The organism is Duncaniella freteri, from assembly GCF_004766125.1.
Taxonomy (GTDB): domain Bacteria; phylum Bacteroidota; class Bacteroidia; order Bacteroidales; family Muribaculaceae; genus Duncaniella; species Duncaniella freteri.
Genome location: NZ_SJSA01000001.1, coordinates 987848 through 1013863 on the forward strand (window position 1 = coordinate 987848; position 26016 = coordinate 1013863).

At 51.4% G+C, this 26016-nt stretch carries 19 protein-coding genes and 1 tRNA gene; 7 read left to right on the plus strand and 13 right to left on the minus strand.

The window, feature by feature from the left end; genetic code table 11:
- Nucleotides 1–136: 136 nt before the first annotated feature.
- From secA to EZ315_RS04270, 6 genes are all read right to left on the minus strand, one after another.
- Entirely contained in the window at nucleotides 137–3535 is a 3399-nt protein-coding gene (gene secA, locus EZ315_RS04245) for a preprotein translocase subunit SecA (RefSeq protein ID WP_135470896.1), read from the minus strand.
- A gap of 97 nt (nucleotides 3536–3632) precedes the next feature.
- Complete coding sequence (locus EZ315_RS04250; protein ID WP_135470898.1) at nucleotides 3633–5270, minus strand: alkaline phosphatase family protein; 1638 nt, start codon at nucleotides 5268–5270, stop codon at nucleotides 3633–3635.
- On the minus strand, nucleotides 5240–6424 hold the full coding sequence (locus tag EZ315_RS04255; RefSeq protein ID WP_135470900.1) for a lipoprotein N-acyltransferase Lnb domain-containing protein: 1185 nt from the start codon (nucleotides 6422–6424) through the stop codon (nucleotides 5240–5242). The genes EZ315_RS04250 and EZ315_RS04255 overlap by 31 nt, the downstream gene beginning before the upstream one ends.
- Nucleotides 6425–6427: 3 nt before the next feature.
- Nucleotides 6428–8407 carry a DNA mismatch repair endonuclease MutL gene (gene mutL / locus EZ315_RS04260; RefSeq protein ID WP_135470902.1) on the minus strand — a complete coding sequence of 660 codons (1980 nt, stop codon included), beginning with the start codon at nucleotides 8405–8407 and terminating at the stop codon, nucleotides 6428–6430.
- The gene (locus EZ315_RS04265) at nucleotides 8404–10335 is read right to left on the minus strand and encodes an OstA-like protein (protein ID WP_135470904.1); all 1932 of its coding nucleotides are present in this window, start codon (nucleotides 10333–10335) and stop codon (nucleotides 8404–8406) included. Before EZ315_RS04265 ends, mutL begins: the two co-directional genes overlap by 4 nt.
- A 19-nt stretch (nucleotides 10336–10354) precedes the next feature.
- The gene (locus tag EZ315_RS04270; RefSeq protein ID WP_135471905.1) at nucleotides 10355–11695 is read right to left on the minus strand and encodes a peptidylprolyl isomerase; all 1341 of its coding nucleotides are present in this window, start codon (nucleotides 11693–11695) and stop codon (nucleotides 10355–10357) included.
- Between the two features lie 193 nt (nucleotides 11696–11888).
- Between EZ315_RS04270 and EZ315_RS04275 the strand changes: the two genes are divergently transcribed.
- The 7 genes from EZ315_RS04275 to EZ315_RS04305 all read left to right on the plus strand — a co-directional run bounded on the left by EZ315_RS04275 (nucleotide 11889) and on the right by EZ315_RS04305 (nucleotide 17892).
- Entirely contained in the window at nucleotides 11889–12560 is a 672-nt protein-coding gene (locus EZ315_RS04275) for a cytidylate kinase-like family protein (protein WP_135470906.1), read from the plus strand.
- Nucleotides 12561–12694: 134 nt separating this feature from the next.
- A tRNA-Pro gene (locus EZ315_RS04280) sits at nucleotides 12695–12768 on the plus strand.
- 155 nt (nucleotides 12769–12923) lie between these two features.
- Nucleotides 12924–13652 carry an XRE family transcriptional regulator gene (locus EZ315_RS04285; RefSeq protein WP_135470908.1) on the plus strand — a complete coding sequence of 243 codons (729 nt, stop codon included), beginning with the start codon at nucleotides 12924–12926 and terminating at the stop codon, nucleotides 13650–13652.
- Nucleotides 13653–13791: 139 nt separating this feature from the next.
- Nucleotides 13792–14556: a Fe-S cluster assembly ATPase SufC gene (gene sufC, locus EZ315_RS04290; protein WP_135470910.1), complete on the plus strand. Its 765-nt coding sequence runs from the start codon at nucleotides 13792–13794 to the stop codon at nucleotides 14554–14556.
- A gap of 1 nt (nucleotide 14557) precedes the next feature.
- A complete protein-coding gene (gene sufD, locus EZ315_RS04295; RefSeq protein WP_170957454.1) occupies nucleotides 14558–15904 on the plus strand; it encodes a Fe-S cluster assembly protein SufD in 1347 nt (448 codons plus the stop codon).
- 11 nt (nucleotides 15905–15915) lie between these two features.
- Nucleotides 15916–17133, plus strand: coding sequence for an aminotransferase class V-fold PLP-dependent enzyme (locus tag EZ315_RS04300; protein ID WP_135470913.1), 1218 nt, complete (start codon nucleotides 15916–15918; stop codon nucleotides 17131–17133).
- Nucleotides 17134–17232: 99 nt separating this feature from the next.
- Complete coding sequence (locus tag EZ315_RS04305) at nucleotides 17233–17892, plus strand: TlpA family protein disulfide reductase (protein WP_135470915.1); 660 nt, start codon at nucleotides 17233–17235, stop codon at nucleotides 17890–17892.
- A gap of 21 nt (nucleotides 17893–17913) precedes the next feature.
- Here the strand turns inward: EZ315_RS04305 and EZ315_RS04310 are convergent, their stop codons facing one another.
- The 7 genes from EZ315_RS04310 to porT are packed head-to-tail and all read right to left on the minus strand — an operon-like array spanning nucleotide 17914 to nucleotide 25656.
- Nucleotides 17914–18876: a glycosyltransferase family A protein gene (locus EZ315_RS04310; protein WP_135470917.1), complete on the minus strand. Its 963-nt coding sequence runs from the start codon at nucleotides 18874–18876 to the stop codon at nucleotides 17914–17916.
- A gap of 14 nt (nucleotides 18877–18890) precedes the next feature.
- Nucleotides 18891–20039: a type IX secretion system ring subunit PorN/GldN gene (porN, locus tag EZ315_RS04315; protein WP_135470919.1), complete on the minus strand. Its 1149-nt coding sequence runs from the start codon at nucleotides 20037–20039 to the stop codon at nucleotides 18891–18893.
- Nucleotides 20040–20092: 53 nt separating this feature from the next.
- Complete coding sequence (gene porM / locus EZ315_RS04320) at nucleotides 20093–21658, minus strand: type IX secretion system motor protein PorM/GldM (RefSeq protein ID WP_135470920.1); 1566 nt, start codon at nucleotides 21656–21658, stop codon at nucleotides 20093–20095.
- Nucleotides 21659–21704: 46 nt separating this feature from the next.
- Nucleotides 21705–22433, minus strand: coding sequence for a type IX secretion system motor protein PorL/GldL (gene porL, locus EZ315_RS04325; RefSeq protein WP_135470922.1), 729 nt, complete (start codon nucleotides 22431–22433; stop codon nucleotides 21705–21707).
- 23 nt (nucleotides 22434–22456) lie between these two features.
- Nucleotides 22457–23893: a T9SS ring complex lipoprotein PorK/GldK gene (gene porK / locus EZ315_RS04330; protein WP_135470924.1), complete on the minus strand. Its 1437-nt coding sequence runs from the start codon at nucleotides 23891–23893 to the stop codon at nucleotides 22457–22459.
- Nucleotides 23894–23895: 2 nt separating this feature from the next.
- Complete coding sequence (locus EZ315_RS04335; RefSeq protein ID WP_135470926.1) at nucleotides 23896–24915, minus strand: PorP/SprF family type IX secretion system membrane protein; 1020 nt, start codon at nucleotides 24913–24915, stop codon at nucleotides 23896–23898.
- The gene (gene porT / locus EZ315_RS04340) at nucleotides 24916–25656 is read right to left on the minus strand and encodes a type IX secretion/gliding motility protein PorT/SprT (RefSeq protein WP_135470928.1); all 741 of its coding nucleotides are present in this window, start codon (nucleotides 25654–25656) and stop codon (nucleotides 24916–24918) included.
- Between the last annotated feature and the right edge of the window lie 360 nt (nucleotides 25657–26016).

Consider the following 26016-nt stretch of genomic DNA (forward strand, 5'->3'; position numbering starts at 1 on the left):
AAACGACCCTATACGAATAGATAAAAGATACCATATCGGTATCCGATTTAACATAATTTATATATATAAAAACATATTCGGCATCCCGGATTGCTCCGGGATGCCGAATATGTTTTTATACCCTTAACGGCAATCCTTAGAGACCTCTGCCGTGGCAGTTCTTATATTTCTTACCAGAGCCGCATGGGCATGGGTCGTTACGGTTGATACGCGGACCGGCCTTTACCGGCTGAGTCGGCTGCTGAGAACGACCTGCACCCTGGGCAGCTGCTCGCTGTGCAGCCTCTCCGGGAAGATTCTCACGCGATGCCTGATATTTCGAGTAATCCTCACGACGCTCAGGGGCGGCACGTTTCAACTCGGGAGCAGGGCGGGATGATGGCTGTGGCTGAGCAGGCTGCTCTACAGCATTTTCTTCCTCACCGGAGGGCACTTGCGCTCTTGCCGGTTCCTGAGGAGGAGCCTGCTGAACATATATCTGACCACGCATGAGTGTCGACATCGCTTTAATATTAAGCTGATTGAGCATTGCTTCGAAAAGGTGGAAAGATTCTACCTTATAGATAACCAGCGGGTCTTTCTGCTCGTAGGATGCATTCTGCACGCTCTGGCGGAGTTGGTCAAGCTCGCGCAGGTGCTCTTTCCAAAGCTCATCAATCGTCACGAGAAGCACAGCCTTATGCCATTCCTTTACGATCGACTTGCAGCCTGTGCGGTAAGCCTCGTCGATATCCACCACAAGATTGAAGAATCGTTTCCCATCGGTCATAGGCACAGCAATGCGCCCCTTAAATCCGCGGTTCTCCACACAATCGGTAACAACAGGCATAGCCACTTCGATGATACGGTCGCGCTTACGGCTGAAAGCCTCGTTGGCGGCTTCATGAATTTTCTCGACAGCATCCTCCTTGCTCATATTCTTGAACTCCTCCTGAGTGAAGGGCACTTCGATAGTGAGCGTGCGGAAAAGATCCATGGTCAGATCCTGATAAGCGGCAGGATAGGTGTTGTTGACCATATTCTCGATGATATCCCACATCATATTGGCAATATCAATACCTATGCGCTCGCCAAGGAGTGCGTGATGACGGCGGTTATAGATGTAGGTACGCTGCTTGTTCATCACATCATCGTACTCCAGGAGACGCTTACGGATACCGAAGTTATTCTCCTCAACACGCTTCTGAGCATTTCCTATAGCGTTGGTGACCATACGGCTCTCTATGCGCTCCCCTTCCTGAAGTCCGAGTGTATCGAGCATCTTCATGACACGGTCGGTGGCGAAGAGGCGCATCAGCTGATCCTCGAATGATACATAGAACACAGAGGAACCCGGATCGCCCTGACGGCCTGAACGTCCGCGCAACTGGCGGTCAACACGACGTGACTCATGACGCTCGGTACCGATAATAGCAAGACCTCCGGCAGCCTTTACCTCGGGCGAAAGCTTGATGTCGGTACCACGGCCCGCCATATTGGTGGCGATTGTGACCATTCCCTGCTTACCTGCATGAGCAACAATCTCAGCCTCCTTCTGATGGAGCTTGGCATTGAGCACATTATGTGGTATATGGCGCATTGTGAGCATTCGGCTCAAAAGTTCGGATATTTCCACTGAAGTGGTTCCCACGAGCACAGGACGTCCTTTGGATACCATATCCTGGATTTCGTCGATCACTGCAGCATACTTCTCCTTCTTGGTCTTATACACACGGTCGTCCATGTCGATACGCGCCACCGGACGATTGGTGGGAATAGTGACAACATCGAGCTTGTATATATCCCAAAGCTCACCTGCCTCGGTTTCGGCAGTACCGGTCATACCGGCGAGCTTATGATACATACGGAAATAGTTCTGAAGGGTGATTGTGGCGAATGTCTGGGTAGCAGCCTCAACCTTGACATGCTCTTTAGCCTCAATAGCCTGATGCAGTCCGTCGGAATAGCGGCGACCCTCCATGATACGTCCGGTCTGCTCGTCCACAATCTTTATCTTGCCCTCGTCGATCACATACTCCACATCTTTCTCAAAGAGTGTGTATGCCTTCAGTAGCTGAGTGACAGTATGGACACGCTCTGCCTTTACGGCATAATCCTGCATCAGCTCATCCTTGCGGCGTGCACGCTCGACCTGGTCAGCAATAGTCTCTGACTCCGAGAGCAGTGCGGCAATGTCGGGGAGCACGAAGAACTGCGGATCATCGCTCTTGCCGGTAAGCTCATCGATACCTTTGTCGGTGAGCTCAACGCTACGGTTCTTCTCATCAATAACAAAATAGAGAGGATCGGTGACGACCGGCATCTCACGCTGATTGTCCTGAAGATAATAAGCCTCGGTCTCCAGCATCAGGTTCTTCATGCCGTCCTGGGAAAGGAACTTGATGAGCGCGCCATTCTTGGGAAGCCCCTTGAATGCACGGAACAGCAACAGTGCGCCCTCCTTTCTTACCTCCTTGTCCTCAGAAGCGATCTTGGTCTTCGCCTCTGCAAGAATCTTGGTGACGAGACGACGCTGTGCCTCATAGACCTTCTCCACATTTGCACGATACTGGTCAAACAGCTGATCGTCACCCTTAGGCACAGGTCCGGAGATGATGAGAGGTGTACGTGCATCGTCGATAAGCACCGAGTCAACCTCATCGACAATGGCATAGTAATGCTTACGCTGCACCATGTCGCCAGGTGTCATCGCCATATTGTCGCGGAGATAGTCAAAACCGAACTCATTATTGGTACCGAATGTGATATCACACTCATAGGCTGCACGACGCTGAGGGGTGTTAGGCTGGTGCTTGTCGATGCAGTCGACAGTCGAGCCATGGAACATATACAGCGGACCCATCCATTCGGAGTCACGTTTGGACAGGTAATCGTTGACAGTGACAACATGAACGCCACGGCCGGAAAGTGAGCGCAGGAACACAGGTAGTGTAGCCACAAGGGTCTTTCCCTCGCCTGTAGCCATCTCGGCAATCTTGCCCTGATGAAGCACTATACCACCTATGAGCTGAACGCGGTAATGGACCATATCCCATTTGATCTCGTTTCCGCCTGCCATCCAATGGTTCTTCCAGATGGCGTTTTCGCCGTCGATTGATACAAAATCCTTGCCTTGGGCAGCAAGCTCACGGTCAAGTTCGGTAGCCTTGACAACGATGGTCTCGTTTGCGGCAAATCGTGCGGCAGTCTCACGCACTACAGCAAAAACCATTGGAAGGTGACCGTTGAGCTTGTCCTCAATGGTGTCAAGCATTATTTTCTCATTACGGTCGATCTTGTCCCAGACAGGCTGACGCTCGTCAAACGGTAGCTCCTCGACCTCGATCTTAAGGCGATCGTTCTCCTCCTTCTGAGGAGCCACTGCATTCCTTATGTCGGCGCGGATATCTGAAATCCTGTCGCGCAACTGATCTATAGTGAGTTTTTTCACCTCGGGCTCAAGAGCCTCGATCTGCTTTACTATCGGCTCGATCTCTTTAAGGTCGCGTGTGGACTTATTGCCGAAAAGCTTGGTGATAAATGAAGTAAAAGACATATCCTTAGATTGTAATAAAATAGATGTGAATAGTGAAAAATGTGACATCGAGAAGAGAGAAACCTTGGCTGTACATTACAACTCAGACCATCCCTGATCACAAGTTGACAGCCGGGAGCGATGCCGCATTGGGGGAACGGATGCGCAATATACGTGCCACGGTAGGAGCTATGGCACGAGCATCGATGCGCTCCACAATCTCAGTCGCATCAATCTGAGGCGACAGTATGTAAACAGGAGATGTGGATGCCTGCCAACGCACGACAGGGAGCTGTGTCTGAGTCTCTCCTTGGACAGAATACTCCTCACCGTCGGTCACCTCCCATCCGGGATTCACCATCACCAGAAGATCGCCGGCATGATTAGGGGATATGTTTCGCTGCAACGCCGATGGATTATCGCCAGCTCGGCGTGCAAGTATATCGTCAATAGTATAGACATCGCTCACCCCACTCATCCGGGCGAGGAATTCCGCACTTTCGCGCCTTATGTCAGTATCGCTCATGTCGCGCTCCTTGATAAGCGCACGATTGAGATAGAAGAACCCGTTATGATAACCGCTCACCCATTCACCGTTACCATGCAGAGCCATAAGGTACATGTTGAGCAGCGACACCGCCTTGCGCGGGGAGAACTGCCCGGTAGGAATGTTCCACCGCTCTTCGTCACGCTTCCCACCTGACGGTGCAGGCGTACCAGCCACGAAGAGCAGAGTGTTTGCCATTCCCGGCCCATTCTCCACCGCCTTCACGATGGATGCGATATCACGGTCAAGCCGTATGTAAGCATCCATTGTCTCTATGCGGTTGTCAGCCTCACGCCCATAAAGATAAGGAGTGACATCAGCACCCACGCTTATCATATCAGTGACACCCCTTGACCCCAACTTAAGGCTCGATATGTACTCGGCAGCAGTCTGAGCAACCTCACGATTGCCCATTGCGGAAGCCTTGAACATCTTGAGGCGATTAGTGTCACGCGACGGGAATGTATGGCGGAAAGGGTAAAGTTTCTTGTATTCGGGAAGATCGGGATATCTGTCAAGCTGAACAGCAGGCTCCCATGCCATGGTGTCGAGACGCGAGTTGAGAGTCAATCCCACATTACGGCGGGAGATTGGCAGAGGAGTCTCGCGGAAATGACGTGATGAGGTCCACTTTCCGGTCACATCGCTTATCCAGTAACAACTGTTGCCGGCATGCCCCGCCATAAGTATGGCAAGCTGCGGATCAGTAGCTATGGCATGGACCTGACCGAGACCGCCGTCACTTATGCGCACCTCGTCACTGAGGGTCGAAACAAGCAGAGGCGAAGGGGTGAGCTGCTGTTCGGTGTAACTTCCGGCAAGCGACGGATCAAGGAGCACAGGATACTCCCTCTTGGTAGTCATGTCCCACGCGGAAGCTGACGGCACACCGTTGACTGCCGGAGCCGCTCCACTCACAAGCATCGCTGTGGCTGCCGTGGCATCTATTCCCGGACCATAGTCCACATTGCGCACAGTTACGCCCTGCTCCAAAAGCCTGTTGAACCCATCTTCGCCAAAATTGGAACGCAACAGGTCGACATACTCGGCAGTAAGACCCTCCACAAAAATCCCCACCACGAGGGTGGGACGCGGAGCGGGAGCCTTGGCATGTGAGGGCGCAGCGACAACTCCGATGGAGACCATCGAGGCTACAAGAGCGCAGACTATACGTGCATTTATCGAGCTGTCCTTACGTTTTTTCGACATGATGAATATATGTTGGTCAAGGCGCGGAGAGCGGATGCCAAAATTAGGGGCCAGAAGGCAGGATTGGGTGACTGGATTCCAAGCAAGAATATGACAGTCAGTCCAGTTAGAAGTGCAAAGTTAACACTTTGATAGCATATCTCCAAGCGTTTGCCCCTTTTTAGCCACGGAGCTATCGCTCCCATGAAGCAGAGAGGGTTAAGCCATAGATAGAGCCAGTTGGGGGACGTCGCCTCATGAGAAGAGATGAATATCAGAAAGGTCAGAACCAGACCCTCCAAACCCATAAGGGTGAAGTAGACTGTGTCGAACCATCTTGCGAATTTAGGCTCTCGTCCCAATTGCACTACACTTACCCACAGAGCCATTCCGGCAACCATCCAGCCCCCAAAAAGAGGCGTGAGATACCATGGCGTAGGCGGGAGCACAGGACTTTCCTGAGGCATGCCAAAGGCATATCCGATACTCTTCACCAAAGGTGAGCCGTCAGGAAAAGCTATGAGAGGCAGCATCTCGCCGAGCATCGTCGGGGCAAACCTCTTCTCTCTTATGGTGATCGGCTTGTCGATCCCAGATCCGAGTGCCGTGTCGATACCGAACTGATACCATGGATAGGAGGCATGATGAAGTCTCATTACATCACGGAACGTAGCAAGACCCGCACCATAACCCTTTGCCATATCAAGGCTAAGAGTGTCACCTATCACCTGTTCTATAACATCCATAGGGCGTGTGGCGCAATTGTCATAGACATAGTTATAACGATAAACACGGTTCTCTGGTTTAATGTTCTCAATGACCAACCTGGTAACCTCTTCAGCCTGAACCGAATCAAGATCAATATCAGCCTTCAGAACATACCGTCCCTGACGTTTGTATGCATCTATGAAGCCATCGGCAGAACATGCAGCCGCCATATAATCGGTCTCTCCTTTGACGAAACGGTAAACAAAATTTGGCGAATTGAAATCGAACACCCCCCAATTGACCACGAATTTCCCATATTCAGGATGATCGATGAGCAGGCCGGCGTGCCCCTCAAGCTCATATATATTGCTGCCCGGACCACATATCAGCACCGATACCTCGGGAGCCTTGGCATGAGAGGAAAACACAGATACAAGCGAGCACAACAGAAACAATAGTCTTTTCATCTTTTATCCGAGCAGTCTTGTGATATAATCGTTGGATATTATGGCAAACACGCTCTTCCCATCAGGAGTAAGAGCCGGGGAGTGAGAACGGAACAGATCGCTGAGCAACCGCTCTATCTCATCAGGAGTGAGAGACTGACCTCGACGTATCGCCCCGCTGCGAGCCATGGTAAGAGCCACCTGCTCATGAAGAGCGGAGGCAAGGTCAAGCCCTGTCTCGGTCACAGATTCTATCATGCCGAGCACCATATCACGTGCAGAAGTGTCGATAAGCTGGGATGGCACACCGTCGATGCTCCATGAGTTCTCTCCACGATGAGTGATTACAAACCCCAGACGCGCCATGCTGGGGGCAATATCGGCAAGCACCGCACTCTGCGCCCCTGAAAGTTCAAGCACATCGGGAAACATAGTGGCCTGAGCTACAAACTCCTGCTCCTCAGCCTTCGACATGTAAGCGTCATAAAGCACTCTCATATGCGCCCTGTGCTGGTCAATCACCATGAGCCCGTCACGAGAAGTGGTGAGGATATAAGTGTCGCGATACTGGAACACATGACCTGTTGAAGCCATAGTGCCCGGCAGCAGTGACGGTTCGGACTTCTCAGCCGGAACATCATCCCCCACCCCGGGTGCAGCATCAGGTAGCGATGCGAGACCCTCGTCACGCTTGCGCATAAAGTCATCATAGAGTCTTGCCCAGTCAGTGGCTGCCGACCTGTGCATTCCACCCTCATGGCGAGGCCTGTACTCATCACGTGAGTATCCCGCCGCCGATCGAGTGCTTGCACTCTCCCGGGTATGCACCGTCTCCCGCGGACGAAAAGCATCAGCAATTTCAGCTCCGAAGATCTCAGCAGTCGAAGGTATCTGCTCCAAAAACGGATTATAACCGGGATCGACATCTATCTCCGGCATCCTCTCTGCCTCGGGATTGAACACCGGGATCTCCGGGACATCGGCCTCCCTGTCAAAATCGAGCGAAGGCCCGACGTTGAAACGTCCCAGCGAATCGCGTATGGCAGCTGTGAGTATCTGCCATATAGCCTGTTCATTCTCAAACTTTATCTCGCTCTTGGTAGGATGTATATTGACGTCGATAGTCTCGGGATCGACACGCAGATTGATGAAATAATTGGGCTGCGTATCTACCGGTATCAGGCGGTCATAACACTGCAATACTGCCTTGCGGAAATATGGGTGCTGCATATTGCGTCCGTTCACCATAAAGAACTGGAGCGGATTGCGCTTGCGGGCATTCTCAGGAAGCCCTATATATCCGCTGATACTCACTATTGACGTATCGGTCTCAATAGGGAGCAGCTGTTTGTCGAGATTCTTGCCGAACAGGTCACAGATCCTCTTCTTCAAAGGGGCGTGCATGAGCGAGTGAACAGTGGTGTCATTGCTCACAAGGGTAAAGTCCACTCCTATATTCACAAGAGCAAGACGCTCGAACTCCCTCATTATCGCACTCATCTCCACCGCATCCTTCTTCAAGAACTTACGGCGTGCCGGAACGTTGAAAAACAGATTCTTGACCATCATATTGGACCCCGGGACTCCCGCCTCGGGCTCCTGGCTCTCAACCCTGGAGCCGTTTATGACAATGCGCGTGCCGAGAGTCTCGCCACGGCGCATGGTGCGAAGCTCTACCTGAGCGATTGCTGCGATGGAAGCGAGAGCCTCACCACGAAACCCCATGGTGTTGAGTGTGAAAAGGTCGTCAGCCCTGGATATCTTGCTCGTAGCATGACGCTCAAATGCCATACGAGCATCCGTATCGCTCATCCCCGAACCATTGTCGATCACCTGTATGAGCGTGCGGCCGGCATCCTTAAGTATGATGGTAACAGAGTCGGCTCCGGCATCAATCGAGTTCTCTACAAGCTCCTTTATTACCGATGCCGGACGCTGTATCACCTCTCCGGCTGCTATCTGGTTAGCCACCGAGTCGGGAAGCTGTCGTATTATGTCATTCATTTTTTCTCCTCCTCTTCTTCAGGAATTACCGGAGTTTCGGCGGGAGAGGGGGATGCAGGTTGCTCGTCAGCAGGCTCCGACGGATCGCCGTCCGGAACTTCGGCAGGAGTCTCCTGTGTCGGCAAAGATTCTGATGAAACATCCGATGGCGGCACTGTATCTTGAACGGGAGCATCACCGGAAATCAATCCGGCGATCTTCGGGGCAGGCTTGCCCAAAGCCCGGCCTCGCAACGTTAGAGCCTCGGGGCTCATACGCCCGAGTATATTCTGCTTGGCGAGATCTGCCATCTCAGGAGGATAGTCAAACACCTCCGACGGCGACATAGGACGCAAAGGTGAGTACCACCTGAATTTCTCAAGAAAATAACTGTTACGTCTGGCAAGATACAATGGAGTTACTTTACCGGTTGTCTCAGGCCACATTATAAGACGGCTGATGTCACCGTTCTCGAAGTATGCATCCATGAAAGAACTTTCGGTAAAGGAGAACTTATTGTAGGTAGAATCATTCTCCATCGGGAACATTATAGTCTGCACATTTCCTTCGGCATATAGACGTCGTATGGTGGTATCAGCCATCCACACAGTCATATCCTTGGCTGTCATCTGATTGTAGCAATCCTCGGCAATGTGTTGCGACACCAGTCCGATTTCCGGCAAACGAGCCCAGTCGACAGTGGAATCATTCATATGCACCCATATGACATTGCCTACTATCTGCTTGTCGCCGTTCCACACAATAGGATTGTAATACATATATAATATGGAGTCCTGCTCCACCATGCTCATAGAGTCACATATGCCCTGTATGTCATTGCGGAAGAACCTTACACGATGGAAGGCATTGGTGACCTTGGTTGAATCGGGATTCATATATGCAGTGATGGTATCTCCATGCAGATATAATGTATCCTTGCCAGAATATTCCATGGCGAGAGCATTGCCTGTGACAAACGCACTGTCCTTCAGCTCGTCATAATAACCGTAATCGCCGAGTATGGACGACTGGTTGGCTGAGTCGGTGAGCACCATATTGCCGAACGCCTCGCCAAATCCGCTCTCGCGGTCATAGAAGAGCGTATCGCCTGTAAGAGTGTTGCCTCGCTTCGTGTGTATGAGCGAACGTTCATACAGGTCAGCTATACCTGTGCGCGTGTCGTAAAACCCTGATGTCGATGTAATCTCGCCATCCTTATTTACGATCAAAGTCTCACACATCAATTGGGCGATCGACGTATTGGTGTTGTAAGTCAGTGAATCGGTGTACATCTTCAGAGTGTCGTTCTGCCTTGGTCCGGTAAGATCGACATTCATATAGAAAAATGCATCCTTTGTGGCAGGATAATAGAAGCCCTGCTCCGACCGCAAAGTGTTCACTTTATCGTCAAGAGTTCCGCCTACCATATAGTAGCCGACATCCTGAGGAATATCGTAGAAGAACACTGGTGTTGTAAGAGTCACGTCACGGTTGATGAGACGCACATCCTTTCCGGGATATGCACGCAATTCCGCAATCTCGACAACTCCGTCATAGTACAGTTCGTCACCGTACACAAACAAGGTGTCGCCCTGCTCCATCCTCACATTCATGTATGCCTCAAGCGAGGAAGTCTCCTCATAGAACCGAGCCGAGTCGCAGTACATGAACATATCCCCCTTACGGAACTGCACATTTCCGATCAGCACCTGTGCATCAGAACCCCCAGGCTTTTCAAGCCGGTCGGCATACTCGATAAACACTTTACCGGGCTCGTGACGGTCAGCCTGAGGTATGGTAGGACGTATTATGGGCTTACGGTCTCGCCCGGAAACAGCTTTTCCGGAAGCAGCCGGAGCCTTTTCCGTCCTGTCGCCGGGTGTCTGGGCAAACATTGCCGGAAGCGATACAATCGCGATAGCCAATATTGCTGTTGCCGATGATTTCATCTTGGCGCAGTGAACTGAATTACTTCGAAGCCTTTATCCAGCCTTTATGGGTGAATTCGCAGTCACGCCAGCCATCTTCAATCCGGGTGTAGGTCTCGGCAATTTTCTTTTCAAGCCATTTTTTTAGTACTTCTGTCTGCTGAGCCTGCTCATACATACCCTTGATCAGCTGAAAGTCGTCCGAAAGGTTGGCACGGTGCCCCTCTATGCGGTTGGAGAGCTTCACAAGCGCGACTATATCCTGATTGGTCTTAGGGTCCTTCATTATGAAGGCATCCGAGATGTCGCCGGGCGTCATATCATTGACCACCTTGGCTATCTCCTGAGGCAGATCCGACATCTCGAATCGCGATGTGCTGTGATTGCTCGACATAGAGTTGGTGTTGACCATAACGCCACGGTTGTTGCGGGTATCCTTATCATGCGACAAAGCGGCTACAGCCTCCTCAAACGGTATATTATTAGTAATAATATCCTTACGGAGAGAGTCGAGGCGTACCACAGCCTCCTCAAGATCCTTCTCTGCGACACGCGGACGCAAAAGGATGTGACGCACATTCACACGGTCGCCACGCTTCTCTATAAGCTGTATTATATGGTAGCCATACTCTGTCTCTACGATTTTCGATACTTTTTTCGGGTCATTGAGATTGAATGCCACAGCAGTGAATTCAGGCACATACTGCGCACGTCCGGCAAATCCGAGTTCTCCGCCACGCGCCGCCGACACAGGGTCCTCGCTATACAGGATGGCAAGTGTCGAAAATTCGCTCTCACCCTTGTTGACACGTTCGGCATAGTCGCGCAAGCGCGCCTTTACATTCTCGATCTCCTCGCGCGGGACGGCAGGAGCGGCGGTAAGTATCTGAACCTCGACCGTACGCGGCACGAAAGGTATCGAATCCTCAGGTAGCTTGTCGAAATAACGGCGCACATCCGAAGGTGTCGCCTTTATCCCTTTGACAAGGCTTGCCTGAACCTGCTGCACACGCGACCGGTTGGAGATGGCTTCGCGCAGAAAATCCCGGATCGATGCCATAGGCTTGTTGAACATCTGCTCCACCTTATCCTGTGAGCCAAGCTGAGCCACATAATTATTTATGGTCTGCTCCACCTGCTGCATTATCATCCCTTCTGACACCTCGATAGTGTCGAGGTCAGCCTGATGCAGATACAGCTTCTCTATGGCAAGCTGTTCTGGGATAACGCAATACGGATCTCCATTGATAGGGGCCTTTTCATATAGCATACTCTGGTAGGCTTCCTCGATATCCGATTTCCATATCGGCTGGTCGCCGACAACCCATGCCACTTCCTCGGCTGAATTGTCGATAGCTGCCACAGCATACGCTATGCCCATCACAGAGGCTATACACGCTAATACTATATTCTTGATTTTCACGTGAAATCTTGTTAAATGGTTTATTAAATTGCAATTCAGCCCCAAAGTTACAAAAAAATGTCGGTTTTTTGAAAAATCTTGCTAACGTAAAATATTTTTTATATTTTTGGTGAGACAAAATATTGACCGAATCCCGACAACATCTACCTATATGTCTGATATAAAAGCTTGTGACAACAACAGGACCGGCACTCAGGCCCCTCCGTTCGTAATCACTGTAGGAAGGCAGTTCGGCAGCGGAGGACGTGAACTTGCACGCGCCCTTGCTGATGAACTGGATATAGCCTACTATGACAAAGAACTACTTGCCGAATCGGCAAAACTCTCAGGAATAGAACCTGAATTCTTTGAGCAGAAGGACGAGCGTTTCCCATCATTCCTTCATGGTATTTTCTCTTTCACAATGGGGGTGACACCTATGTGCTACTACACCGGCGGAGGCTCCATCACCGATGATTCGTTATACAAGGCTGTAAGCGACTTCATCACTTCCGAAGCGGAAAAGAGGTCATTTGTGGTTGTTGGCAGGACTGCCGACTACATCCTGCGCAATCATCCAAGAGTTGTCAACATATTCCTCCACGCGCCGATGGAGGAGTGTGTGAAGCGCATCACTTCGCGTGCCGACGCTCTCACCCCCGAAAAGGCTGAGGCGATGGCAAAACGCACTAACCGATGGAGAGCGGACTACTATAACTTCTTCACCGACAAGAAATGGGGAGACTCATCAAGCTACGACCTTACTATCGACACATCCCTCATGCCATTTGATAAGATCGTGGAGCTGATAAAGACCTACCTGCGGCTAAGAGGGATAATCTAAGATAATATAAGACCTGAAGCAATAAAAATCTCCTGCAATATGTTGCGGAAGTAAAAAAAACTCCGTACCTTTGCGCTGCAATCAGGATCAAACATCCGGCGGTAATGCACGGACATACCGAATCCACATTGCATCGGGGCGTAGCGCAGTCCGGTAGCGCACCTGGTTTGGGACCAGGTGGTCGCAGGTTCGAATCCTGTCACCCCGACAATCAGCGAGGCTTGCAATTTTTTGATTGCAAGCCTCGCTGATTTTTTCAAAAAATCAGCAACTCCAATGGAAATATTTGACAAAACAACAATTATGTTGTAAATTTACCAACAAATTCTTATTGTTTCAATATTCCATACCCACCAACAACATATGCACAATAACTGCTCGGACAATACCCATAAGGCTCATGACTCTGGTCACGAATCCGACATAACAGAGCGACTACGATATATAATGCAGCAAAAGCACCTGACTCAGCGCAAATTAGCCCACATGCTCAGGCTTGACCCATCCAACCTCTCCAAAGTGATGACAGGAAAACTGCCATTTACCGAAGGTCTGATCAACCGTATTGTGGTCGACCTGGGGATATCAAAGCCATGGCTCCGCGACGGGGCAGGCGTACCATATGACAAACCAGCCTTGACCCATGAGATAGCCGTGAGTGCAGAAAGCATGCAACCTGTCAACAACTCACCGGGAGGAGTGCCGGTATATGACATAGATGTCACGGCAGGATGCAGAAATCTTGAACAGATATTCAGCGAGACTCACCCCATAGGAATGGTCAACATTCCTCAACTCCCGCCCGACTCGCATCTGGTCAAGGTGAGAGGCGATAGCATGAGCCCGCGCATCAATAACGGCGGATATGTAGCGATCCGTCCCATACGTGATCCGCGCAACATATTCTGGGGACAGATATATGTAGTGCAATTGGACGAATACAGGCTTATTAAATATATACGCCGCCATAACGACCCTGACATGGTAATCCTCCATAGCGACAATCCTGCCTACGACGACATGGATGTGGACCGCCGTGATATCCGCGCGCTCTACATCGTAGAGGCGATCCTCAACTATGAAGTAAGTTAAATGATGGGCAACAAAAACTTTTTTGCTGTCCCTTCCAGACTCATGATAACGCCTGAAGAACCAAACTGGCAGCGGAAATGTTTGGGCATAAATAAGAATGTTAGTAAATTTGTCAACAAATTAGGAAAATAATATAATTATGAGCGATATATTACTTGAAGTGCGCGACCTTCATGCGTCCGTGGAAGGGAAAGAGATACTCAAAGGTGTCAATCTCACCATCCGCGAAGGTGAGGTCCACGCCATAATGGGCCCCAACGGTTCGGGCAAGAGCACCCTGTCGGGAGTTCTCGCAGGCAATCCTGCCTACACCGTCACAGCTGGAGAAGCAAGCCTGCACGGAGTGGAACTGCTGAATCTTCCACCCGAAACCCGCAGCCACGAAGGTCTGTTCCTGTCATTCCAGTATCCGGTGGAGATACCCGGAGTATCGATGGTCAATTTCATGCGTGCCGCAGTGAACGCAAAGCGCAAATACCTCAATCAAGAACCTCTCAGCGCAAGCGAATTCCTCAAACTCATGCGCCAGAAACGCGAGATCGTGGAGCTTGACAACAAGCTCGCATCCCGCTCGGTCAACGAAGGATTCTCAGGAGGAGAGAAGAAACGTAACGAGATATTCCAGATGGCGGTCCTTGAACCTCGCCTCGCAATTCTGGACGAGACCGACTCCGGGCTTGACATCGACGCCCTGAGAGTAGTGGCAGGAGGAGTCAACAAACTAAAGACCTCCAAGAACGCTACAATCGTGATCACACACTACCAGCGACTTCTCGATTATATCAAACCCGACTTCGTGCATATCCTCTACAAAGGACGCATCGTAAAGACCGGCGGCCCCGAGCTCGCACTCGAACTTGAGGAACGCGGATATGACTGGATCAAGGAGGAAAACAAGGATTAACATGAACGCACTCACACAATATATCGATCTCTACGACTCCGCCCGCCAGGCAATACACGCATCAGGAGGTGATCCCCTCAACTCTATGCGTGATGGATGCCGCAGAATCCTCGGGATGGATGGAGCCGGACTCCCGACAAAACATACCGAGGGTTTTGAAAAGACTTCGATAGAGGATATGTTTGCGCCGGATTACGGCGTGAACGTCAACCGCATAGGCATACCTGTCGACATCGCTGCCACATTCCGCTGCGATGTCCCCAATCTTTCCACTCTCCAGGCCACAGTGGTCAATGACAAGTTCATCCCATCAGCCGGGCTTGACGACAAACTGCCTTCAGGGATCAGATTCATGTCACTCGCACATGCTTCAAAAGAGATGCCCGATGTGGTGTCACGCTATTACGGCTCTGCCGCAACACTTGGAGATGAATCAGTGGCTCTCAACACTATGATGGTGCAGGACGGAGTGTTCATCCACATACCTCGCGGTGTGCGGTCCGACAAGGCATTACAGCTTGTCAACATCTTCTCCTCCCCCACCCCGCTCGCCGCATTCCGTCGCGTGCTGATTGTAGCGGAGGAGGATTCCGAGCTAAAGCTCCTTGTGTGCGACCACACCCAGGACCGCACCCAAAGCTATCTGGCATCACAGGTCATCGAGATTATCGCCGGACGAAACGCATGCCTGGAGATGTGCATGATAGAGGAATCGTCACAACTCACATCACGTTACTCACGCATGTTTGTAAAGCAGGAGCAGGGAAGCAATGTCACCATCAACAACACCACTCTCACCTGTGGGACATCACGCAACGATTTTGATGTAGAGCTTGCCGGAGAGCACTGCGAATGCCACCTGAGCGGCATGGCTATCGGAAGCGGACACATGCACATAGACAATGACACTTCAGTGTTCCACCGCGCCCCTCGATGCAAGAGCAACCAGCTGTTCAAATATGTGCTCGACGAAGAGTCGGACGGAGCCTTCGAAGGTAGCATCACAGTCACACCCTCAGCACCCTACACCGAAGCCTACCAGAGCAACCGCAACATTCTGGCAAGCGGATCGGCCCGTATGCACTGCAAACCACAGCTCATCATCAACAACGACGAGGTGAAATGCAGCCATGGAGCCACAACAGGGCAGATCGACGAGGACGCACTCTTCTACATGCGCTCACGCGGCATTTCCGAGGAAGAGGGTCGACGCATGCTCATGCAGGCATTCATGATCGATGTCATCGACACTGTGCGCATCCCGGGGCTACAGGACAGGCTGCGCCACCTTGTTGACCGACGTTTCTCAGGCTCGCTCGGCAATTGCGAGACATGCCGTACCATTTAGCGGAATTGATCATGGATATCGACAAGATTCGTTCGGAATTCCCGATACTTGCCCGGAAGCTTTACAACCGTCCGCTGGTCTATCTCGACAACACCGCCACATCACAGACCCCCGACATCGTGGTCAATGAAATAGTCAGGGACTACACCACGACAAAGGCCAATGTGCACCGCGGTGTGCACACTCTGTCGCAGGAAGCGACCGATCTTCAGGAGACAGCGCGTGTCCGCATCAAAGAGTGGATCAACGCACGAAGCACAAGCGAAGTGATATTCACCCGAGGCACCACCGAGTCACTCAACCTTGTGGCATCCTCATTCGGCGGCATGATGCTGAATGAGGGCGACGAGCTTATTCTGACCGTGATGGAGCATCATGCCAACATCGTGCCGTGGCAGCTTCTCCGCGACCGCATAGGATTCAGTATCAAGGTTGTCACCATCAACCATAGAGGCGAGCTTGACCTCGACGCATATCGTTCGATGTTCAACGAGCGCACAAAGCTTGTGAGCGTGTGCCACGCATCCAACGTGCTCGGAACAATCAATCCGGTCAAGGCTATGATAGCCGAGGCGCATAGCCACGGTGTGCCGGTTGTGATCGACGGCGCGCAAGCCACTCCGCATTTCCGCATTGACGTGCAGGACCTCGACGCGGATTTCTATGCATTTTCAGCCCACAAAATGTACGGTCCCACAGGTGTGGGCGTGCTCTACGGCAAAGAAAAATGGCTTGAGAAAATGCCTCCCTATCAAGGCGGCGGAGAGATGATCGAATCTGTATCGTTCGAAAAGACAACTTTTGCCGAACTTCCATACAAATTCGAGGCAGGCACCCCCGACTTCATAGGAATCTCCGCTCTATCCAAAGCCATCGACTTCCTACAGAGAACAGGCATAGAGAACATCGCCGCACACGAGCACAAGCTTCTCGAATACACCACCAGGCGAATGCTTGATGAAATCCCCGATGTAAGGATATTCGGCGAGGCATCCGACAAATGCGCCATAATATCATTCCTCGTAGGCAACATACACCATTACGACATGGGAATGCTCCTTGACAAGCTCGGAGTCGCGGTACGCACAGGACACCACTGCGCACAACCGCTTATGACTCATTTCGGAATGGAGGGTGTGGCACGCGCATCATTCGCCGTATACAATACATTTGAGGAATGCGATGCATTCCTCGACGCCCTAAAGCGGGTGACTGCAATACTACAATAGCATCAATTACATAGCTATCGCAATTACACAGTCGGCATTGATTATTTGTCAATGCCGACTGTGTAATTATCAATTAATTTACTTAAGCTGCGTCAGCCATTGGCAATAGCCGATTCGATAGGTTGCGACCGCACAGTCAGGGATTTCTACCTTACATCGATATGCCTTAACGAACTGGAGCATACCTATGTCCCATTCCAGGAAGAAAGATTGAAATTCATAATGAATGAACTCTCGCTCCCGATTGCAAAAAAGCGTGTGATGGAAGCAAACGACAAATGCATAGCCCTGATGAACAGAAATATCGATAACTCCCTAAGCATTAAGCCATCATCGGACTTTGAAAACATGAGTGACGGAGAGAAGATATTCAGCAAAATTATCGAACCTTACCGTGGTAAAATAATTCTCACGGACATATGGGGCATATGGTGCGGTCCATGCGTACAGGCACTGAAAAACTCCAAAGAGGAATTCGAGCGTCTGAAACCGTATGACATAATATACCTGTATCTTGCAAACAACAGCCGGGAAGACGGCTGGAAGAACATAATAAAGGAAAATGATCTCATAGGGGACAATATCGTGCATTACAATCTTCCGGACGACCAACAGAAAGCCATTGAAAGCTACTTAGGTGTGCATTCATACCCCACTTACAGACTTATTGACCAGGAGGGTAATATCATAAATCTCAATGTCGACCCAAGAAATCTCGACACTATTGAGAATATAATAAAACAGATCTATAAGAAATGAATCATCCCGGATTTCGAGGTGTCAAAACATCATCCGGACAAGCATCCATGTGAGACGTCCGAACCATAGATTATGCCGGTAAATCATACGCATCCTGCGGGGATGGCGTGTGCGTGACATCACTGCATCATACACCCCCGAGGCGAGACGCTGAGACCTGTCACGGCAAGCATCCTCCGCCACACGAGCCTCGCGCGCATACTGCGCCGCAAGGATCATAGCCCGCGCATCGAGCCAGTCAAGCATCTGCCGCCTTCGGGAGTCATCATCCGGCAACACCAGGAATAAAGACCTTATGGCATCAAGAGACCTCTCCCACCGTTCAGGATGATCACTGAAACGGAGCCCAGATATGGATTGCTCCTGCTGATATGTGATGACCGAAGGTTCGCCGTGCAACTTCACTACAGAGGCACTGTCGGCACTTAGAATGAGCCTCACTCCGAGCTCGAAATCATTCCATCCAGGCAGAGACTCATTCCATCCGCCTGCATTTCGGAACAGGGCTGTCCTGGCAATATAACGCTGAGTGGAAAGCGAGCCCCGAAACAGATGATGGAACATCACATCCCCGCCATCCATAAAATATAGCCTGCGAGCTGAACCGTCAAGGAAGCGAGTGATTATATCTCGCCCTATTATAGCAGCCTCAGGATAAGCATCAACAGCCTCGGCGAAATCAGCGATATGCGTCCGCAGCATTACATCGTCCGAGTCAAAGAACATGGTCCATTCCGTATCCACTTCTTTCAGCCCACGGTTGCGCGCGGCACAAGCTCCGGGGTTCGGCTCCGTGACAACTGACACATGGCTCTTTCCCTTAGCCCACTCACAGGCTATCCCAAGCGACGAATCGGTAGAGTTATTGTCGACAATCACCACCCTCTCCGGAGCCATAGTCTGCGCGTCAATACTCGCGAGAGTACGCCCAAGGGTGTGAGCCCGATTGTACACCGGAATCACTATGGAAACGTGAGCTGGCATAAAAAGTATTTTTATCAGTTACGCTTGCGGTTGTTCCTCACCGAGCGTGTGGCTGTGGAGCGTGACTTTACAGCCTTGGGTTTCTTCACCTTGGCAGGCTTGCTTTTTGAAGCAGCACTCTTCACCCCGCGTTTTGAACGTGACACCCTTGCACTGCTCCTCCCGCTGTCACCGCTGTCAGCCGAAATCCCTTCACTGCCATCCTCTGTTCCGGCAGCAATCGCTGCTGCCTTGTCAGCAGCTTCGCGCCTGGCAGCAAGCTCGTCAAGCGAAGGCACCCACAGCTTCTTCTCATAGCTGTCGAGACGGTTCTGGATACTGTCGCGAGCACGTGCCAGATCGTCAGGATCGGGATGCAGCTGCATGAGCGACTTGTTCTTGAGATTGCGAGTCTTATAAATGTCACCGTCATAAAGCCCCAGGCGAAAATAATCATCGTAGCTATGGCGTGCAAGATTATTGTCGTCGTCAGTGAATATGTACTGGGATGCTATCCATGGCCGCAAGTCATCATACCTTACCCAAAACATCGGATACTTCACAGCCTCGGCTCCGAAATCTCCGGCACGATGCAGCACCGGACAGACAGCCTCAACCCGGGTGCTGACACGATTGGACCTGCGGTCAAATTCCCATCGCTCAATGATATAGTAGCTCAGCACCTCCGAGGCGGGGATATCTGACTCATCGATAGAAAATTTTGGATTCTTCTCGGTGGATCCTTTGGCATCCTTATGAAGGATATAGAACCTGTCGAGGATATCACGCATCTTCACCTTATATTCATCGGTAAACCTCTCACGTCCGTCAAGATACTCGTAAGCCGAGAGCTGACCGTCGGCCATACGCTTCATTATTATGCGAAACAGATTGTCCTGCCCCTCTACAACCTCATCAGGATAATACAACGCGCCGTTGGCATCCTTGGTGAGATCAAGACTGCGGTACATCACACGCATCCACTGCAATTCGCTGTCATCGGACGAGGAGAGAGAATTATCAATATGCGACTGCATACGCTGTGTCACGCCCGGAGCTGAGGACCGGGCATTCCTCTCAGACACCTTACGGCGCACAACTGTTGAAGCAGTAGAGGATGCATCCTGCGCAAACACACATATAGCTGCGAGAAGAGCAATGGCTGTGAGAAGAATTTTCTTCATATATTTTGATTTACAGGGTTACGGCATGACGCCCTACCTAATAAGATTACATGTCAATTCACTATTATTTCCATAGGCGACAACACTCGCTCGATACCGTCAGGACCCTTTGCACGGATGCGTGAGATATAGAACCGCTTACCGCGTGAAAGCCTCTTCAACCGGTCGCGCTGACGCGGACTGAAATCAGCCCCCTGAGACACTTCAGGGATGGCATTGCCCATCTGGTCAAAGAATACGGTCTCAAAACCGAGCACACGGAAGTCAATATCGAGCATGTCATCGTCAATCGCCGCGCCTATACCCGGAGCAGATGCAAGCGCGGACTTGGATATGGGCTTTCCCCCGCGGTAACGGTTGCCGGTGCCATCGGGAGCTGTCAGCGTAATGTAAGCGGCAGGATCAGGGAGCCTGCGCACCCTGAATGTGGAAGATGCGACATTCTGCCTCACACCGTCAATCTCGGCTGAGACTGTCACTGTGGCGTCCACCCCCACTTTGTCAGGACGCGCCACCCATCCGTTTCCCTGGCGGGAGAGTGTACCGTTGGTCATGACGGCTGACACATCCTTAGTCGGAACACCCGGCACTGAGATGCTCACAGGATTGTTTATACCGGCATACAGGACATTCATCATCGTGGCAGAAACCGTTGCAGTAGGCTCCATAACAGTGTAGGAGGAACTGAACGGATGACGGCTTACCGAACCGTCGCCATGCCCTACCTCTATATAACCGGAATAATCGAATGTGCCTACATTGGAAGCCGTGAACTCATATGTCCCCTTGCCTCCGGAGAGTTTGTCCCCGCCAATGAATATATCGGGACGAGCAGTAGTATCCACGGCGGCAAGCACTATGGCCGCCGAGTACCTGCCACCCCGCATCACCATGCGTGACTGAGGCACTACAAATGCATTAAGCTCGTTTACACGCACATCCCCGGCATCGACCGCAGCCAGCAGTCCTGCAAGAGCCTCACCCTCGGCATAGCATATGTCATTCTGAAGCTTGGTGAGAAGTGTCACGGCGGCCACCACAGGCTGATTCTCAAACTTAGACTCCTCCCACTTCTGATCCGCCGCGATTCCCTGACGCCGGAAAGGACGCGTGCTCAGCGATTCATCTATAAAAGCACGCTTCAAAGAATCCGTGACAAGCGATGTGACATAATCACGGTAAGTGTCGATTGAGGCCCTAAGCTTCTGCCCGCGCGACACCCCGGCTCCAAGCATCACTACCGACGCCGCATCAAGGTCGTCGCGGTGCCGTATATCATCGGGAGAGCCATCCTCTCCGTCGGCCTCCCTTATTATCGCAAGTTTCAGAGTATCGACATGACGGTAGAGCTCACCGGCACGGCGACGCACATCCGAAGCCTTGTCAAGCCAGCGGGAACCTTTCTCGGGATTGTCAGCCGCAATCCTTTCAAGCCGTGAGTACAAGGCATCGTTACGCTCTATGACATTGACATTAGTACGTGCCAGGCCATCCTCAACCTGCACGAAGCCATCAAGGACATCGCTTGACACATTCAGTGCAAGCATAGCAGTCAGGACGATGTACATGAGGTTGATCATCCTCTGCCGTGGCGAAAGCCTGGTTACTGATTCTGACATCTCTTATCAGTTAATGATCGGACTGATGAAAACACAAAGGGCACCATCATGAATTCCCGGAGCCCATAGCCCGAAGCATGTTTTCGTACACACGGTTAAGCTCCTGCATCTGACGGGTCATCTTCTCGGACTCCTCGCAATAGCGGGCTCCCTGAAGCGCACTTCTCTCATACATATACCTCACATCCTTGAGGTCGCGGTTGAGCTCACCCATCTGTTCGGCATATTCCTTTGACCCGGCTGTGACGGAAGCTGTGTTGTCGGCTATCGACTGACAGCTCTGAAGCAACGTCTCCGACACAGAATTGAGATTCTGCGTAATCCCTCGCAACCGTGCAAGCTGCTCCGATATAGCTGTCATCTGCTCCACATATGCCCCGTTCACGACCGTGACATCCGGCTGAGCCATGACAGACGCGACATTCTCATTTTTCACGGGCACAGCTGCCGCATATGACCGCCCAGCTTCCCGAGGGACCTCTCCATCACCCTTTTCAAGTTCAGGAAACACCTCCTCCCAACGATAGTCCTTAGGGGGACGGTCAAAGGCTGTGATAATGAACATCAGCACCTCGGTGCCCATGCCTATGCACAGAAGAGTGTTTCCGCCGGGAAGGTGGATTATCTTGAACAGAGCCCCTAATATCACGATGGCGGCTCCGATACTGTAAGCAAAGTTGAACAGTCGCTGTCCCCCCTCCCACGTCATGATGGAGCGGTAACGGGATTTTATCTTTTCTTTATCCATAAACGGTGCAATGTCTGTATCAGCCACAGCCGATAAATGTATACTCTATATCATTTTCGGGTTCCCTTTGCAAAACCTATCCTTGAGCGCACACAGCGGAAACCTATATAGCTGCGCTGCTCATTCTGATATTCCCACATGCGGATATCGGAACGCACATTGTGAGCCACATCCTTCCAGGAGCCTCCTCTCACTATCTTGCGCTTCATCCTGTAAGGGTCCTCCAGGGCGGCATCATAGCGATACTCCGGGTTGAGATCGCTTGTGATCCTGTCAATGCTCTCCGAGTAGGCGGTCGAGGTCCATTCGCTCACATTGCCAGCCATATCATATAGCCCGAACGCGTTGGGCGAATATGTCCCGACCTTCGAAGTGATAAGCTGACCGTCCTGGACGAAGTTTCCCTCCTGAGGCTTGAAGTTGGCATAAAAACATCCCTGCTCCTCTGTGAGCGGCAAGTCGCCGTCCCACGGATACATGTTGCCGCTCTTACCGGCGCGTGCGGCATACTCCCATTCCGCCTCGGTGGGGAGACGGTAAGGCTCCACATACACCCCTTCCCTGCCGAGCGAACGGCGCAGGAAGTCAGTACGCCAGTTGGCATATGCCGAAGCCTGTTCCCAGCTCACCCCTACTACAGGATAGTCATTATATCCGGCATGAGAGAAATACATGCGCACATAAGGCTCATTATAGGCGTTGTCGAAGTCGTTGATCCACGCGGTGGTGTCGGGATAAACATTCACGATATAAGTATTCACAAAATCGTATGGTCCTGTGAGAGCCCGGGTGACAGTCTGACGCACTATCTCTCCGTCGTCATTGATGAAAGCTGTGTCCTTGGATATCACAGGCAGTTCCACCGGTACAGGCTTATCGGTGTTGTACTCCCTCCGCTCAGGGTTGAGACGGTTGCGACGCCTGGCAGCCTCGGTGTGATTGTAAGTCTCGTAACGATAGTTGAGCTGCTCGGGGTCAAGCTCTTTCACTCCGGTTATCGGATTGGTGCGGTAAAGGCTCTCTATGGCTCTCTGTTCATCCTCATTTGCATTACGCCAGGGAATAGCCTTAGCCCAGTTGAGATGAGGTGTCACAGGGTTCCCCTCCCGGTCCTCCTCTATCCTGTACTCCTCATTGCCTCCGTAGGCAGGATCGGCAAGACGCTCGCGGATTATGGAATCACGCACCCAGAACACAAACTGCTTGTACTTGGAATTAGTGACTTCGGTTTCGTCCATCCAGAACGCGTCGACCGACACCCCGCGCGGATCAGCCTTGATGTTCCATAGCGAATCATCCTTGGCAGGTCCCATATTTACAGAGCCACGGTCCACAAGCACCATTCCGTAGGGGGTAGGCTCCGCCCACGACAACCCCCCTACGCCGGTGACCTCGCCACCCATGGAATTGCGGCTCCCGGTGGCGCATCCCACAGCGGTAACGGTAAGGAGGGTCGCTGCGAAGAGAGTATATAGAATCTTTTTCATAATCACATTATGCGGATGCTCTTGTGTTTATTACGGTTTTTCTGTGAAAAATCGAGTTTAAGGTTATATCCGGCAAATATCTCATGGCTCCCGGACGAAGCTTTGGAAATGTCGCTCAGATGATGGTCATAACTGTAGCCGATGAATATCCCTTTCAGTTCGGCTCCGAGCATCAGCGATACGGCGTCGTTGTAACGGTAACCGATCCCGGCAGAGAACATCCTGTTGTATCTGGCACGGACGGTCGCAGCAATGTCGGTAAATGTGAAGTCGCTCCTCAGGAGCACCGACGGTAGTACTTCAAATAACGTGTTTTTCACCGGGATATTGCCCTGGAGATCAAAATACAGGGTTCTTGATGCCTTGAACAAGAACTTTTTCTGAGCCTCGCCGGCGAGATTGCCCGCCGATGAGTCGGAACCGCTGTCGTCACTGAAAGTGACCTCCGGAGCATTGGCGTGCATCAGGGATATTCCGGCAGTGAAGCGAGGGCTGACATAGCGCAGTCCTATCCCGAGATCGAGCGCATTGCCTGCCACATCGCGGTCAGGGATTGCCTCGTCGGTGCTCTGATGATAATCGTCGTCATCGGGGATATACACTTCCGACCCTTTGAACTGCTCGTTGAACAGCCCGGCCTGGACTGCTATGGTGAATTCACCCTTCAATGCACGGTGCTTGTAGCCTAACTGCACATCGGCTGTGAGATTGCGGAAAAGCCCATAGGATTCCTGCTGCACCACCACTCCTGCGCCCCAACGTTTCCCAAGCCACCTGAACGGAGAGTCGGCAGCCCCGACAAATGTGCGGGGAGCATTGTCGATACCCACCCATTGCGCCCTCATCCCGCCACGCAGGCGTATATGGTCAGTGTCACCCGCGGCAGCAGGGTTATAATAGGTCGGGACCGCCCAGTAGTGGGTGAGCATTGCATCCCCCTGCGCCTTAAGCTGCGGAGCAACCGCCCACATCACTGCGATCAGCAAATGCAACCTGGATATTAGGAGAATATGGCAACGCATCTATTCGAAATAAAATGTGAAAACAACCATGCGTGACAGAGCTTTCCTGAGCGAACGTGTTATCTTGAGTTTGTCAGGCTCGTCCTCAAGGTCGGTACGGTCATGCTCGATGGCATCCGTGATACCGAAACAGAATTTCACCTCGGGAACAAGCTTGAAATAAGGCAGATAGAAGTCGCATCCGAAGCCGGCTGTCAGAAAAAGCTCTGCCGGGACAGTGCGCAGATAGTCACCTTGCGAACGCGTGATATTGAATGCGGGCATAACTCCGGCTGTGATGTAAGGGCGTGACTGCCGGTAACGCATCCCCGAGAACTTCAGGTCGACAGGGAGGACAATGCAGGTCGTTTTCACATTCTGCCTCAGCTCCGCCCCGGTATTGTACTCTCGCATAGTTATGTCTCGGTTGCCGAAATACAGTCCCGGCGTGAAACGCAGGTTCATAAGGCTGTTGAGCCTCATATCCACAAGTCCGTTTACACAGAAACCCGGTGAGAATCCCGGCTGCTCCATATACCATTCCTCCCCTTCCGCAGTGATCAGTCCGTTGTGGGAGAATGTGATGTCCTGCGTGTGTATTCCGACAGAGAATCCCAAATGCCAACGGCGCATATCGGCATACGGACGATTGAGCACACAATCGTTGAGTGACTGTGCCGATGCATCTCCACACCCTACCCCGACAATAGCCGGAAGTATGAGAAGAAGTCGATATAAGCATATGGTGATTCGGAGTTTCATTACTAAAAGAGTAACGCTACCCAATCACCTTTTATTATGCTGACAATGAATTTGTGATATCCTGCCGATGAATAAACAGGAAAATCGATGCATTTTATTAACTTTTAAGTTAACCGACTTGTTATATCGAAAAAGAGTCATTATCTTTGCATAGTTAATTTATAAGTTAAGCATAACACGGAAATATGCCATCGAATTGATTGAAGAGCATGAGGCTGTAAATTTCTACAGTATTCATCTCAATACCAAAGAACTCTCGGAACTTGAGTGTTTTTTTGAGAAGTTCCCGAAGGTTGCGCTTACGATGAGGATATTGACACGATAATCGCATGGCTCGACCATATCGGAGAAAGAGGGGCT

Bases quoted from the DNA above. Each gene is read 5' to 3' on its own strand.
- secA (WP_135470896.1), bottom strand. From the start codon at position 3,535: ATGTCTTTTACTTCATTTATCACCAAGCTTTTCGGCAATAAGTCCACA.
- EZ315_RS04250 (WP_135470898.1), bottom strand. From the start codon at position 5,270: ATGTCGAAAAAACGTAAGGACAGCTCGATAAATGCACGTATAGTCTGC.
- EZ315_RS04255 (WP_135470900.1), bottom strand. From the start codon at position 6,424: ATGAAAAGACTATTGTTTCTGTTGTGCTCGCTTGTATCTGTGTTTTCC.
- mutL (WP_135470902.1), bottom strand. From the start codon at position 8,407: ATGAATGACATAATACGACAGCTTCCCGACTCGGTGGCTAACCAGATA.
- EZ315_RS04265 (WP_135470904.1), bottom strand. From the start codon at position 10,335: ATGAAATCATCGGCAACAGCAATATTGGCTATCGCGATTGTATCGCTT.
- EZ315_RS04270 (WP_135471905.1), bottom strand. From the start codon at position 11,695: ATGGGCATAGCGTATGCTGTGGCAGCTATCGACAATTCAGCCGAGGAA.
- EZ315_RS04275 (WP_135470906.1), top strand. From the start codon at position 11,889: ATGTCTGATATAAAAGCTTGTGACAACAACAGGACCGGCACTCAGGCC.
- EZ315_RS04285 (WP_135470908.1), top strand. From the start codon at position 12,924: ATGCACAATAACTGCTCGGACAATACCCATAAGGCTCATGACTCTGGT.
- sufC (WP_135470910.1), top strand. From the start codon at position 13,792: ATGAGCGATATATTACTTGAAGTGCGCGACCTTCATGCGTCCGTGGAA.
- sufD (WP_170957454.1), top strand. From the start codon at position 14,558: ATGAACGCACTCACACAATATATCGATCTCTACGACTCCGCCCGCCAG.
- EZ315_RS04300 (WP_135470913.1), top strand. From the start codon at position 15,916: ATGGATATCGACAAGATTCGTTCGGAATTCCCGATACTTGCCCGGAAG.
- EZ315_RS04310 (WP_135470917.1), bottom strand. From the start codon at position 18,876: ATGCCAGCTCACGTTTCCATAGTGATTCCGGTGTACAATCGGGCTCAC.
- porN (WP_135470919.1), bottom strand. From the start codon at position 20,039: ATGAAGAAAATTCTTCTCACAGCCATTGCTCTTCTCGCAGCTATATGT.
- porM (WP_135470920.1), bottom strand. From the start codon at position 21,658: ATGTCAGAATCAGTAACCAGGCTTTCGCCACGGCAGAGGATGATCAAC.
- porK (WP_135470924.1), bottom strand. From the start codon at position 23,893: ATGAAAAAGATTCTATATACTCTCTTCGCAGCGACCCTCCTTACCGTT.
- EZ315_RS04335 (WP_135470926.1), bottom strand. From the start codon at position 24,915: ATGCGTTGCCATATTCTCCTAATATCCAGGTTGCATTTGCTGATCGCA.
- porT (WP_135470928.1), bottom strand. From the start codon at position 25,656: ATGAAACTCCGAATCACCATATGCTTATATCGACTTCTTCTCATACTT.